12 protein-coding genes are annotated in these 12,614 nt (G+C 44.5%); 10 read left to right on the forward strand and 2 right to left on the reverse strand.

Features of this window, described 5'->3' with window-relative positions:
* Positions 1 to 10: 10 nt before the first annotated feature.
* On the reverse strand, positions 11 to 1,018 hold the full coding sequence (gene wtpA, locus ACSAZL_RS19160) for a tungstate ABC transporter substrate-binding protein WtpA (protein ID WP_440946165.1): 1,008 nt from the start codon (positions 1,016 to 1,018) through the stop codon (positions 11 to 13).
* Between the two features lie 482 nt (positions 1,019 to 1,500).
* Here wtpA and ACSAZL_RS19165 point away from each other — a divergent pair, with 482 nt between their 5' ends.
* Positions 1,501 to 3,420: a sodium:solute symporter family protein gene (locus tag ACSAZL_RS19165; protein ID WP_440946166.1), complete on the forward strand. Its 1,920-nt coding sequence runs from the start codon at positions 1,501 to 1,503 to the stop codon at positions 3,418 to 3,420.
* A 195-nt stretch (positions 3,421 to 3,615) separates the two neighbouring features.
* On the opposite strand, the gene ACSAZL_RS19170 is transcribed toward ACSAZL_RS19165, so the two are convergent.
* Positions 3,616 to 4,422, reverse strand: coding sequence for a sugar phosphate isomerase/epimerase family protein (locus ACSAZL_RS19170; RefSeq protein ID WP_440946167.1), 807 nt, complete (start codon positions 4,420 to 4,422; stop codon positions 3,616 to 3,618).
* Between the two features lie 779 nt (positions 4,423 to 5,201).
* Here ACSAZL_RS19170 and mtrE point away from each other — a divergent pair.
* The 9 genes from mtrE to ACSAZL_RS19215 all read left to right on the forward strand — a co-directional run bounded on the left by mtrE (position 5,202) and on the right by ACSAZL_RS19215 (position 12,541).
* Positions 5,202 to 6,116, forward strand: coding sequence for a tetrahydromethanopterin S-methyltransferase subunit E (gene mtrE, locus ACSAZL_RS19175; protein WP_440946168.1), 915 nt, complete (start codon positions 5,202 to 5,204; stop codon positions 6,114 to 6,116).
* On the forward strand, positions 6,113 to 6,862 hold the full coding sequence (gene mtrD, locus ACSAZL_RS19180; protein ID WP_440946169.1) for a tetrahydromethanopterin S-methyltransferase subunit D: 750 nt from the start codon (positions 6,113 to 6,115) through the stop codon (positions 6,860 to 6,862). The genes mtrE and mtrD overlap by 4 nt, the downstream gene beginning before the upstream one ends.
* The gene (mtrC, locus tag ACSAZL_RS19185) at positions 6,863 to 7,666 is read left to right on the forward strand and encodes a tetrahydromethanopterin S-methyltransferase subunit MtrC (RefSeq protein ID WP_440946170.1); all 804 of its coding nucleotides are present in this window, start codon (positions 6,863 to 6,865) and stop codon (positions 7,664 to 7,666) included.
* Positions 7,663 to 7,989 (forward strand): tetrahydromethanopterin S-methyltransferase subunit B, encoded by a 327-nt coding sequence (locus ACSAZL_RS19190; RefSeq protein ID WP_440946171.1) that lies wholly within the window; start codon positions 7,663 to 7,665, stop codon positions 7,987 to 7,989. The genes mtrC and ACSAZL_RS19190 overlap by 4 nt, the downstream gene beginning before the upstream one ends.
* Before the next feature lies 1 nt (position 7,990).
* A complete protein-coding gene (gene mtrA / locus ACSAZL_RS19195) occupies positions 7,991 to 8,713 on the forward strand; it encodes a tetrahydromethanopterin S-methyltransferase subunit A (RefSeq protein ID WP_440946172.1) in 723 nt (240 codons plus the stop codon).
* On the forward strand, positions 8,713 to 8,937 hold the full coding sequence (mtrF, locus tag ACSAZL_RS19200) for a tetrahydromethanopterin S-methyltransferase subunit F (protein ID WP_440946173.1): 225 nt from the start codon (positions 8,713 to 8,715) through the stop codon (positions 8,935 to 8,937). The genes mtrA and mtrF overlap by 1 nt, the downstream gene beginning before the upstream one ends.
* A gap of 18 nt (positions 8,938 to 8,955) precedes the next feature.
* Positions 8,956 to 9,177, forward strand: coding sequence for a tetrahydromethanopterin S-methyltransferase subunit MtrG (gene mtrG / locus ACSAZL_RS19205; RefSeq protein ID WP_048131344.1), 222 nt, complete (start codon positions 8,956 to 8,958; stop codon positions 9,175 to 9,177).
* Positions 9,178 to 9,189: 12 nt separating this feature from the next.
* Entirely contained in the window at positions 9,190 to 10,140 is a 951-nt protein-coding gene (gene mtrH / locus ACSAZL_RS19210; protein ID WP_440946174.1) for a tetrahydromethanopterin S-methyltransferase subunit H, read from the forward strand.
* A 1,258-nt stretch (positions 10,141 to 11,398) separates the two neighbouring features.
* Positions 11,399 to 12,541, forward strand: coding sequence for a hypothetical protein (locus ACSAZL_RS19215; RefSeq protein ID WP_440946175.1), 1,143 nt, complete (start codon positions 11,399 to 11,401; stop codon positions 12,539 to 12,541).
* Positions 12,542 to 12,614: the final 73 nt, after the last annotated feature.

Consider the following 12,614-nt stretch of genomic DNA (forward strand, 5'->3'; position numbering starts at 1 on the left):
AAAGCTTGCTTTACACCACGAGAGCCTGCAATTCTTCAGGCATTGACTCCTTTCCTTCGGCAATGGCAGGGACAATGGGTGGCTGCCCATTCTCAATGAAAATCTGCTGACCGGTCTCACCAAGGAGCAGTGCTACAAACTCGGTAGCAAGCTCCGGATTTTCGGCATTGGTGGGTATGGTTACACCGTACACGATAGGAGAACCGGTAACTATCTCCCCGTTTACCATTTCAACCTGGACCTTCGAATAATTGTCAGCATATTCGAGAGAGCTCAGGTCAATTTCAGACGGGAGCTCCACGTATTCAAAGCCGTGCTGTTCAGCTACACTCCGATAAATATAGAGATAATCTATTTCCCCGGTCTCAAGGGCAGAAGAAAGTTCAACTTCCATGCTTCTGAGCATAATCTTACTGGTATTCGGAGAAATTTCTTCGGATGCAGGAACATGTATGAGAACTGTCCCGTTTTCTTCTGTCGTAAGAGTCATCCCCGTATTAGCCAGCATCAGGTCATCATAGATCATATCATCATTATAATAGGACTCGGCTAACTGAGTTACCATCTGCGACCTGTAGCCTGCAGGGTCATCGTTAGGGTTGGAAAAACCATAGCGGACATCAGGGCGTCTCAGGATTTCATACCAGTTGTCCGTACTGACCTCGTCACTGTACTTACTTTCATTCGTGTAAGCAAGTATCATCTGGTTCCTTGCAAAAGCGGCGTACCAGTCAGCGTACTCAGGCATCATCAGGGACGGGATAAGGGCATAGTCCGCAGATGCAAGCACATCAGCCTTCTTCCCAAGTTCGGTGATCTTTCTTACACTCTGTGCACTGCCTGCAGCTTCCCGCTGAACATCGACACCAGGGTGCTGGACTTCGAACTCGGCTTCAAGTTCCTCAAAAGGCACACTAAGGCTTCCCGCATGGAAAACGGTAAGGACTTCCCCTTCACCTGTAGAGGTATTCCCGGTCTCTGACTGGTTATCAACACAGCCGTGGCCGGCAACTACCACCAGAATTAAGAAAACCAAAACTAACTTGAAAATTCTGGAGCTAACATTCATGGTTATGTTTTCTTGAATATAACAATATATACCTTTGGAAGTAAAGAAAACTATTTCTTTACATTAAAGAAGTAGAATTAAAGAAAAAAGTGGAAATTAAAGGAAGAATAATACCTTTTTACCCGTATAAACTGCAGAAATAAAAAAACGAAGGAAAAAAAACCTGAAAAAGATTTCAAAAACATAAAAAATAAAAGTAAAAAAATAAGAAGTATTTTAAATCAAGTTAACTTGTACAGAGAGGAAAAAAGGGCTCACTGCGCAGAAAAGAAGTAAATAAAAACTATAAGTAGAGTAAAAGTTTATTTATATATAAGTCGATACAATGAGGATATTTAACTGGTCGTAAATTTAGGAAATAGAAATAATATTCTTAGTTTCGATAAGAATTAAACTGGAAAACATTAATTAACCTTTCGTGGTGTGTCCTTATGGATGGTTATAATATCTTCTTAATGTTGCTTGCAGTCTACATAGCCGGGCTTGTAGCTATTGGCTGGTACTTTAATAAAAAACAGAAATCTGTTACGGACTTCTGGCTTGCAGGACGCAGGATCGGACCATCGGCCCTTGGGTTTTCAGCTGCAGCCTCCTGGCTGACGGCCGGAGGAATCCTGGCAGTTATCGGATATTACATGCTACAGGGAATGGGGTCCATATGGGCTTTTGTCGCCCCGAATATCCTCGCCCTCCTTATTATTGCGATGTTTGTGGGAAAAATCAAAAACCTGCCTGCAATCACACAACCCGAACTTCTGGAACAGCGCTATGGCAGTGCAGTCCGATGGCCAATTGCCCTTATTATTACTGTGGTGATGATTCTTTTCGCAGTGGCCGATGTTACGGGGCTCTCCCTAGTGCTTCAGGTCTTCTACGGCATTGATCCTCTTTACGCTGCAGCTATCGTTGCAATTGCAGTCTCCCTTTATGTAACCCTGGGAGGGCTTTCGGCAGTAGTCTGGACCGATGTCGTCCAGTTTGCTTTCCTCGCCATATTCACAATAGCAATGGCTTTTGCCGCAGTAGGAGCAGTAGCTGACGGTGGTCTCAATACCCCCGCAATAAGCAGCTCCGAGCTTTTCGGAAATGTACCTGATGTATGGTGGAACCCCTTCTCAATCGGCATCCCCATGGTCCTTATCTTTGTATTTGCAATCATCCCGGGCTGGATTACGGAACAGGACCCCTGGCAGAAGGTCTGGGCTGCAAGGGATGCTAAATCAGCCAGGCTGGGGATGATCCTCGGGTCCCTCATGATCACTGTAGTTTTCGCGGCATGTGCTATAATTGCAATAGCCCTCAACAACATTTACCCTGACATCGCAGGCATGGGTTTCCCTGCTGGCATGGCTCAGGCAGAACCTGCACTCCTTGCCTTTGTCAGTGAACGTTTCGCCTCAGCTCCCCTGTTAATAGCCCTCAGCGCAATCGGGCTTGCAGCAGCTTCCATGTCGTGTACTGATACTTTTGCAACCTCCGGGGCTTCCTGTATCTCAAGGGACATTTTCCAGAGGTACATAAAGCCTGATGCTACAATGAAGGAGATGCTGGTTGTAAACAGGATCAGTGTGCTCATTATTGTGCTTGCTGCAGTTGCAGGCTCATTTGTTATCCCCAATATTATCGATGCAATTCATATTGCAACCTTTATTGCAAGCGCTTCCTACTTCTTCCCCCTCATGGGAGGCCTGTACTGGAAAAGAGCTACTAAAGAAGGAGCTTTTGCAGGGATGGTAGTCGGATTTGTTGTTCAGGTATCCCTTGTAGCCATAGACCTTATAAAGACCCCTCCTATGGAGGCAAACTATCTTGAAACAGTCCACCCGGCACTGATGAGCCACGGAGTTATTGTGGGAATGGGGCTGAGTGCTATTGCTTTCTTCGGAGTTTCCCTTATGACAAAGCCCTCAAGCAGAATTAACCTTGCACCATTCTTCGAAGAAGAAGCAGATGAACTTGCCCGCTACGAGACACGCGAGATCAGCGAAACAGACCCCTCATACAGCGCTTTCCTCAAAAATGTTGACGAGAAAGTTGCAGGAGAACGCGCCCACCTTCAACTCAACCTCCGGGCTTCAGGGGCTCTCAGCTGGCACGAACTTGTAGAAAAGTTGAAAAGCAGCTCTCCGGCATGGGTCACACCAACAGGGCTGGATTCCATATACAGGCTAACTCACGGAGATATGCTCGCCTGCGTTACTGTTACAAGAGGGAGCGAAGAGAGCGATATCTGGCTCAAAGCCGAACCAAGACTTGAAACCGTGGGAAGGCAGAAAAAAGAGCTTTTTACAGCTTATGAAGAGCTGAAAAAAGTGCTTGGCCAGAAAGGGGTTAATCTGGACTTCTACTAAAATAGATAATTAGAAGGTGAAGTATTGAAAAAGGCTGAGGTTCTCAGGGGAACCCGGCCATAAATCTCTTTTTTTAGATTTAATTCTAATTCTGAAGTTAATTCTAATTCGAAGTTAATTCTAATTCTTAGGTATAATTCCAATTCTGAAGTTGATTATAATTCTGAAATTTAATTCCAATTCTGAGGTTTAATTTTAATACAGAGCTTTCTCAACGACTTCTTTTCCAAGTCGGACATCTTCCAGGGAGAAAACCTCCAGGTTATAGACGCCTCTGTAGCCGGAAAGCAGTTTAAGGACCGTAAAGTCAACGCATCCCTTCCCTGGGGCCATGTGTTCGTCCCCATCATATTTTTCAGTCCACTGCCCGCCATTGTCATGCAGGTGAAGGTGAATAATATGTTTCTGCAGGGTCCGGACAAACGTCCTGAGTTTTTCAGAGTCTCCCCCACAGGTAAGGTTTGCGTGCCCGATATCAAAAGTAGCTTTAAGATGATCGGAGTTCACAATTTCGATGGTCCTGGAAAGCTCTTCTGCCTCACAGCAAAAGTTTGAGGGGTCTGTACCCTCCTTATTCTCCAGGCCCAGCATAACTCCATAGTCTTCAGCTCGAGAAGCGAGAAAGCTGAGGTTGTTGACCATTGAATCGAAGGATTTTTCCCTATCAGGTCCGATCCTGCCAGGGTGCAGCACCACTACATGAGCTCCTATCCTGTTTGCAATTGTCATGGACTCTTCAAGGAGAGTAAACTCTCTGTTTCCCATTTTTGCAGTATCCACCTGCAGGGCTGCAGGATACCTGGGGTCTGCTGCGGAATAGGGAGCGTGAACAGTGCCTGCAAAACAATATGCTGACATTTCGTCAAGGATACGTTCAAGCTTTTTCATTTCAAGTGCCGAACCATTGTAAATTCCCAGTTTGGGGACATATAATTCTATAGACCTCACATTTTCCTTCAGTTCCGGCAGGGGACCAGCAAAGGATGATGCTCCGAAAATCACGCATTAAGCAAGGAGACTAAATATAAAATTCTTTTGCGGAGCTCATAACAACCGAACAAGAACTGTACAAATTTATTAAAAATTTAATGACCTTTGAAAGAAACGAAGATTCGATTTACATTTAACTCGGGGCAGTAGCTTAAAGAGTTCAATAAAAACCAGAAAATCGCCAACATATTTATATATAATAAAGTGTTACCAGATCAACTTCCAAAACAAATTAGTAGATAGTTTCTGAATAAATATATAGTTGAATCATTAAGAATATATTCCCAAAGAAAAGAAGGACAATAAAAAATAATTATAATTTCGGAAGTGGGGGGAAATGTCCTTTTTGTCCCTGAAGAAATGAAGGAAATTGCGGGGATTTAATTTATATAAAATTTAGAAATATAAAAACCACATCAGGAAAACTGATTATTATAAAAATGGTTAATATATTTTTAAAAATAAATAAAAAAATTCATTAGTAATAATCGGAATCTTTATATGAGACTGAAAGAAGTATAATTTATTTTCTTTTATATATATAGGATTTTGTTTATTTTAACCGGTATCACACATCTTATAAAATTGATTGTATATTGTATAAATATATAATAATATTTTAAAAGCATCCTTATTTCGAAAGGTTTATGAATGATCCTCTCTAATCCAAATTTTAACGCTCGTCATCATCATTTTTCTTTGCAATGATGTGGCAGACGATTTTAAAAAAATGTATGGCGTTTTTGAATCCAGCTTATTAACATGTTAATAACTATAAAGGAGGAAAATGAATGGAACCACTCATAGGCATGGGAGTGCTGGCACTTATTGGCGTAGCTGCAACCATTGCAGGTGCCTCAGAAGACCTAGAATCCGATGTCGGATCCCAGAGTAACCCGAACTCACAGGTCCAGTTAGCTCCCCAAATGATGTTTCCGCACAGAATATATAACAAAGCGGTATCAGGGGAACCACCCTCAAATGCATTGATGTGTTCGGTCGGTGCAGCCGTCGCTACAGTATTAATAAGTGAATTCACTTTGTCTCCGCTCTTTGCACTGGTCTTGGGGTCTCTTATTGCAGCATGTGTCCACGGTACCTTTGCCGTCACATCTACAATGGGGCGTGCAGCCAGTCAGAGGCGCTTCAAACAGCCAGTTTATCTGGATATGATCAGAAGCCACACCCCGGTAATTATGGGATACGCGTTTATTACGACTTTCTGTGTCCTTGTGGTGTCGTATCTGATGACCGTCGTACTCGGACACCCCTTCCCGCTAACCATGCTTGCCTTTATCTGGGGTATCACGGTAGGCGCAATCGGCTCATCCACTGGTGATGTCCACTACGGTGCAGAGCGCGAATTCCAGCAGTTCGAGTTCGGTTCAGGGCTCAACGCTTCAAACTCGGGAAATATTGTCAGATATGCAGAATCCGGACTCAGGGACGGGTATGATAACTCCTGGTTCTGTGCCAAGTTCGGAGGCCCTGTTACTGGTATTGCTTTTGGTATGACCGTATTCCTTGGTAGCTGGGTAACCACTGTTTTTGATCCTGCAGTAAGCATTACCAGAGGCTGGTTCTCTGTTGTTGCAGGTGTCATCATTGTCCTTATCTTAATTATCTGGAACTGGAAGATTGAAGTCAAAGCTCGTAGTGCTTTCGGACCCTACAAGGAAGACAAAACCGAGGAGGCTTCAGCATGATTGATGCTCTCATGGCAAACATCCTGTGGATGGTATTCATTGTAATTGGTGGCGTCCTGATTTCCTGGAGTGTCCACTTCGTGCCTGTGGGCGGTGCGCCTGCAGCTATGGCTCAGGCAACCGGTATCGGTACAGGTACTGTGCAGCTGGCAGCCGGAGCGGGTCTGACAGGACTTGTCAGTGCCGGGTTCATGATGAACGTAACCGATAACCTTCCACTGATTCTCGCATCGGGTGCGGTGGGAGCAATGATCATGATTTCTGTAACCATGATCGTCGGAACCTGGGTCTATGTCTATGGTGTGGGCTGTGTGCCTTCCTCAGCAAAAGTAAAATATGACCCTCTTACAAAATACAGACAGGACCTGTATGTATCCCAGGGTACTGAGGGACACGGACTTCCAACAGTTTCTTTTGTAAGTGGTGTTATTGGCGGCTTACTTGGTGGAATCGGCGGAGCCCTCGTATACTATTCTCTTATAGAAGTTGGCCTTTCTGCAGGACTTACTGCAGGCACAAGCTCTGGTGTTACAGGGCATGAACTTGTAGGAATTGCTGCAATGTTCGCAATAGGTATCTTCTTCGTAAACGCTGTGATTCCTTCCTATAACATAGGAGGTACAATCGAAGGGTTCCACGACCCTAAGTGGAAGAAGTGGCCAAAAGCGGTAATATCTTCCTTTGTAGCAACGATATTCTGTGCCATCGTGGCAGTAATCGCAATTTCACAACTCGGAGTGGTCTAAATGTCTGCAGGTGGAGCAGGAGGAGAAGCCAAAGGCGGGTATCCTCCACAAACAATAATGGCTATAGGTGCAATAGGCGGCCTTGCAGGGATTTACCTCGGCAACTTCATGGGAGCACAGTTTTCCTTCTTCGGAGGGCTTGGAGCAATCTGCGCTATTGTCTGGGGCGCTGATGCGGTTCGCCGTGTTGCAAGCTACGGACTTGGTACAGGTGTCCCGTCTATCGGTATGATTTCCCTTGGTATGGGAATTGTCGCTGCCCTCTTCGGGCTTTCAGTAGGAGGTATTGCAGGACCTATCGTATCCTTTATTGCAGCCGCAATTATAGGTGCAATTATAGGTGTCCTTGCAAACAAAGTAATCGGGATGGGCATCCCTATTATGGAACAGGCCATGGTGGAAATTGCAGGTGCGGGAACTCTGGCGATTATCGGATTAAGCGTAGTCATTGCCGGAACCTTTGATTATGCATCTGTCGTCGAATACGTGGTCGCCAACGGATACATCGCACTGATCTTTATCATAGGCGGTATGGGAATCCTTCACCCCTTCAACGCAAACCTCGGCCCTGACGAGAAGCAGGACAGGACTCTTTCTGTAGCTGTTGAAAAAGCGGCCATTGCAGTGATAATTACGGGTTTTGCGTCTTCACTCCATGAAGGACTGATGGCAGCCGGATTAAACATCGCTGTAGGAGTTATTATCTGGGCCTGGGCCTTTATGAAGTACTATGGGTTTATTAAGAGAGATGCACATGCGGTCGTTGGAACCGGGCTGCTGCCAAGCGCGGAGGAACTAGAATGAGCATGATTCGCATAGCTCCCGAAGTACATCTGGTCATGGACCCTGACACTGCAGTTGTAGCAGAAGAAAGGGAAGACTCGATTCTCTATTCCATGGACCCTGTCTTTGAGAGAATGGATAAACTGGACGGGATTGCAGACGATCTGCTGAACTCACTTTCGCCCAGCAAACCGCTCCTGAATTCCTGGCCCGGCCGTGAGAACACCTCCTATTTGGCAGGAATTTACGGGAACGCCTTCTATGGAATTGTTGTAGGTCTTGCCTTTAGCGGGCTGCTTGCCCTGATCATATTCATACAGAGACTGATCGAGGGAGGTATGTAAAATGGTAAACAAAAGAGAACCCGCACCTGGATGGCCGATCCTGAAAGGGGAGTATGAAGTAGGGGATGTAAAGGGCTGTGTTGCAGTAATCACCTGCGCATCGCACCTCCCCGGAAAACCCGTACTCGATGCAGGCGCAGCAATTACAGGGTCCTGTAAAACCGAAAATCTGGGTATAGAGAAGGTCGTTGCCGACATAATTTCAAACCCCAATATCAGGTTCCTGGTCGTAACAGGAGCTGAAGTCAAAGGGCACGTTACAGGACAGGCAATGCTCGCTATCCATGAAAATGGTGTAAAAGATCACAGAATTGTAGGTGCGGTAGGTGCTATCCCTTATGTCGAAAACCTGAACGATGAGGTAATTGCCCGCTTCCAGCAGCAGGTCGAGACCGTAAACTTGCTGGACACAGAAGACATGGGTGCAATCACAGCCAAGGTAAGGGAACTTGTATCAAAGGACCCGGGTGCTTTTGACGCAGAACCAATGGTCGTGGTAATCAGCGAAGAGGGAGAAGAAGAAGAAGAGGGCGGTGTTGTCAGGCCGGTCTCCGGTGAGATTGCAGTCATCCGCAGCAGGCTGAAAGGCATTGAAGCCAGGATGCTTGACATAGGAAACTTGAACAAGTTCCACTCAGGGGTTCATGCAGGAAAGATTGAAGGTGCCATGATCGGGTTGACAGTAACCATATCCCTGCTTGGGTTATTACTGCTCGGGAGGTAATGAGAATGGCAGAAGAATACGGAAAAGGAGTGCCAATGGTGCTCAACCCTCAGATGGGTGGGATTGACGCCACTGTTGAGAGCATTCGGTACAGAGCACAGTTGATTGCGAGGAACCAGAAGCTGGATTCTGGGGTAATGGCTACCGGAATAATTGGCTTTGCAGCAGGCTTCCTCTTTTCACTGCTGATGGTGATTATACTCCCGTTAATGGCGGGTCTCTAAAGCTTGAGAGGTGAGATTATGGATGGAAAAGCACCAGCAGCGTTTGTAGATCCAGCTGAGTTTAACGAAGTAATGAAAAGGCTCGAAAAGATCGATGAAAAGGTTGAGTTCGTCAACAGTGAAGTTGCACAGAGAATCGGAAAGAAGGTAGGAAGAGACATCGGAATTCTGTACGGTGCAGTTGTAGGACTGCTTCTCTTCCTGATCTACGTCTCGGTATCATCAATGTTCACAATATAATGAGGGATCAAAATGTTCAAGTTTGACAGGAAACAGGAAGTTTACGAAGTAGGTGGAGTTAAGTTCGGCGGACAGCCGGGCGAATACCCAACCGTGTTAGTCAGTACCATGTTCTACGCAAGGCACAAGATCGTGACCGATGAGGACAAAGGGATTTTCGACAGGGCAGCCGCAGAAACTCTCTGGAACACCCAGGTATCACTGAGCGATGCCACAGGAAACCCCTACGTGAACCAGATTGTGGGAGAAACCCCTGAATCCATCAGGAAGTACATCGACTGGTTCGTAGAGATCGATAACAAGACCCCCTTCCTTATCGACTCTTCAGCCGGAGAAGTGCGTGCAGCCGCTGCCCAGTACTGTACCGAAATCGGTGTTGCTAACAGGGCAATCCACAACTCCATCAACGCAAGTATCGAACAGAGCGAAATCGATATACTTACCGAGAGTGATGTGGAAGCTGCCATCGTTCTGGCTTTCAACGCAACCGACCCAACCGTAAAAGGAAAACTTGACATCCTTGAAGTAGGCGGTTCCGGACAGACAAAGGGTATGCTCCAGGTTGCCAAGGAATGTGGAATCAAGATTCCCCTGATAGACGTTGCAGCAATGCCCCTCGGTGCTGGTTCTGGTGCAACAATCCGTTCAATCCCAACAATTAAGGGGAAGCTCGGCCTGCCTGTCGGCGGCGGATACCACAACATGGCTTCTGCCTGGGACTGGCTCCGTAAGTTCAAGAAGACCCAACCTGACCCGAAGGCAATCTACATGCCTGCTGACATAGGCACCAACCTTGTCGCCCAGATTGCAGGTTCTGACTTCCTGCTCTACGGTCCGATCGAGAACGTCGAGAAGGTATTCCCGGCTGTCGCAATGGTCGACATCATGCTCGGAGAAACCGCAAAGGAACTCGGTGTTGAGATCGCAGATTCAGAAAACCACCCTGTTACCAGACTAACGTAAGTTCAAAATTCATAAAAGGATCGCAAGATCCCGAAGCAAAGAGACATTTTCTCTTTGCTCTTTCTTTTTTGTTTTACGTGGATTCTGTAATTAATTTCAAATTCGTCTCATCATCATTTTTCTCATCATCATTTTTCTCATCATCATTTTTCTCATCAATAGTTATCTCGTATTAGTTTTCTCAGCATTAGTTTCCTCATCATTAGTTCAAAGTTCGCAGTAGATGTGGTTGTGAAGTCATACCAGCCCTAAAAACTCTTTAAACGTGTTTTTCTCTTGCTTTTTGTCCCCGATAATTTCTAAAGAAAAATTAAAGTAAAGATAAAGAAAATTAACCAGAATAGAAACTGAAAAAACTGATAAAGAAACTAAAGAAAAGAATTGGGAAAACTGAAGAAAAAACAATAAGAAAAAAACAATAAAGAAAAATGAATTGACTTAAAAAATATTTTTATGCTCCCATGTTGTTTTTTTGGAAGGAAAGTATCTGGCAGATGAGGAAGTATAAGAACCTGCCAGATACGATGAATCCACTCCCAACTCGCTTTTTACAGGGGGAACACATATACCCGGGAAAAAATCAGGTTATTAAGGATATTATAGAGGCCGGACCGAATGTATACAGAACCCCCACTCAATCAGAGGCATACAAATCCATTTCCAGGCTCACCATTTGTTAGAGTTAATCAATGTCTTCCGTAATGGAGAAGACAATAAAGACACTCAAACTGTGAGCATACGGGAAATCAGTAACCTGATTTTCAAGGCTATTTGTGCCCTATTCACATTCTAATTTATTTGATTTACATTGCGTACACTGTCTTACATATATATATAAAGAATTGTGAACCGATATTACCTGTTTTGGGCACTTTGCCACTTCTCCACTTCAGTACATAGGAGGAAAGTTATGCCTGAGACAAACCACAAAATAACGAACGGAAAAGCATTAATCAGAAAAATTCCAGGGAGTTTCCAACAGAGAATATTATGTGTAACTGCAGATAATTGACCTACCTGAAAAATGATATGAATTGACAAAAATTCCCAAGATAATGACACTAAACAGAAACATTTAATATTCGGTAGCACTTACCAATATATAAGCTACTGACGAATGTTTTTAAGCTTACAAATTATATTTTGAAACTGAAAAAAACAACTTTTCTAAGCTTTGAGCCGGAAGAGATAAAAAAGCCATTATATCAGGGGCACAGATTATGGATCGTAGCATAAAGGACCGGAAAACCAGACCATCTTGGGTGAAAATATGCTGATCAGAAAAAACATATCCCTTGATGATAAGTACCTTAAAAAGTTGCAGCCCCTCCTGGACGCCAATGATGGGAATCTTAGCGCCGCAGTCAGGGATACAATTGAAATCGCAGACACAGCACTTACATATCACAAAAGCATTGACGAAGCAATCAAATTTTTAAAAGAAACCCCCGCAAAAGAAGAACTGAGTGACACGATCAAAAACGGGGAAAATACAATAATAAATCGAACAATGCTCGAATGGCTTTTCAGGTATACAAAAGGAAGACTTACGGACGAAGAGCTGGTCAACGAGCTCATCAATCCTTTTGAAATCAGTGATATGAAGGAACTCGAGGACCACCTTAACCGGATTTCCAAAAACTATCAGTGGACAATCAGAACATCAATCAAGTGTGAGGATATCCACAACCCTGACTCTGCTCTTTTACTCCTTTCCAATTCTACCATAAACAGCAGGGAGTTTTTTGCCCAGCTTATAGCCCATTTTCTGGCCAGATGGAAACAGCTGGACGTGGAACACATTTTCAGGCGGGCGAATTCAACCCAGATTTCATTCAAAAAGAACCTCTCAGTTTCTCTTAATGAGACCATGCCAGGGATCCGAAAACACTTCGGTTACCTTGACATCGTATGCAGAGAACTTGACGATAATACGGAGTTCTGGACCCAGCTAATGTACACGTATAACGTTGAGAGGTACAACCTTGTAACTTTGCATAGAAGCCAGTTCGAAACTTTTGCAGCCGGGGAAGTCCCGAACCCGACAAAGATACTGGAACGCCTGTGCAAACAATCCGTAAACGAAATGGATCTTCCCGATTTACTGATGTACTTCAGGAAAATGTACCTGGCAACCCAGCTGGTAAAGAATATAGAAATCAGCCTCGAACCCGGGAGAGAATCGGTAACCATCTTCCATGATTTCAAAAATGAAAAAGTAATCAATACCCTTGTTGAATACTTCTCAAATATATTTAGAGAGCAGGGCACACCTTTTGTAACTTCTTCATATACAAGCATGATCGTGTTCAAGTTCTATAAGGAGCACGAACCTGAAGACAGCTCCGACTTAGCTGGAGTAGAAGAATTCGAAGAACCCGACTTCTTCTCAAAAGAATGAAACCCCTGAGAAAGCAGGACTGCTCAAAGAATTAGGAAAAATTGAAAAAAAGAAGGTTAAAAAAGAGAAAACA

It is taken from the genome of Methanosarcina mangrovi (assembly GCF_052057765.1).
Taxonomy (GTDB): domain Archaea; phylum Halobacteriota; class Methanosarcinia; order Methanosarcinales; family Methanosarcinaceae; genus Methanosarcina.

Coding starts and splice junctions, on each gene's coding strand:
- ACSAZL_RS19165 (WP_440946166.1), top strand. CDS start 1,501: ATGGATGGTTATAATATCTTCTTAATGTTGCTTGCAGTCTACATAGCC.
- mtrE (WP_440946168.1), top strand. CDS start 5,202: ATGGAACCACTCATAGGCATGGGAGTGCTGGCACTTATTGGCGTAGCT.
- mtrD (WP_440946169.1), top strand. CDS start 6,113: ATGATTGATGCTCTCATGGCAAACATCCTGTGGATGGTATTCATTGTA.
- mtrC (WP_440946170.1), top strand. CDS start 6,863: ATGTCTGCAGGTGGAGCAGGAGGAGAAGCCAAAGGCGGGTATCCTCCA.
- ACSAZL_RS19190 (WP_440946171.1), top strand. CDS start 7,663: ATGAGCATGATTCGCATAGCTCCCGAAGTACATCTGGTCATGGACCCT.
- mtrA (WP_440946172.1), top strand. CDS start 7,991: ATGGTAAACAAAAGAGAACCCGCACCTGGATGGCCGATCCTGAAAGGG.
- mtrF (WP_440946173.1), top strand. CDS start 8,713: ATGAGAATGGCAGAAGAATACGGAAAAGGAGTGCCAATGGTGCTCAAC.
- mtrG (WP_048131344.1), top strand. CDS start 8,956: ATGGATGGAAAAGCACCAGCAGCGTTTGTAGATCCAGCTGAGTTTAAC.
- mtrH (WP_440946174.1), top strand. CDS start 9,190: ATGTTCAAGTTTGACAGGAAACAGGAAGTTTACGAAGTAGGTGGAGTT.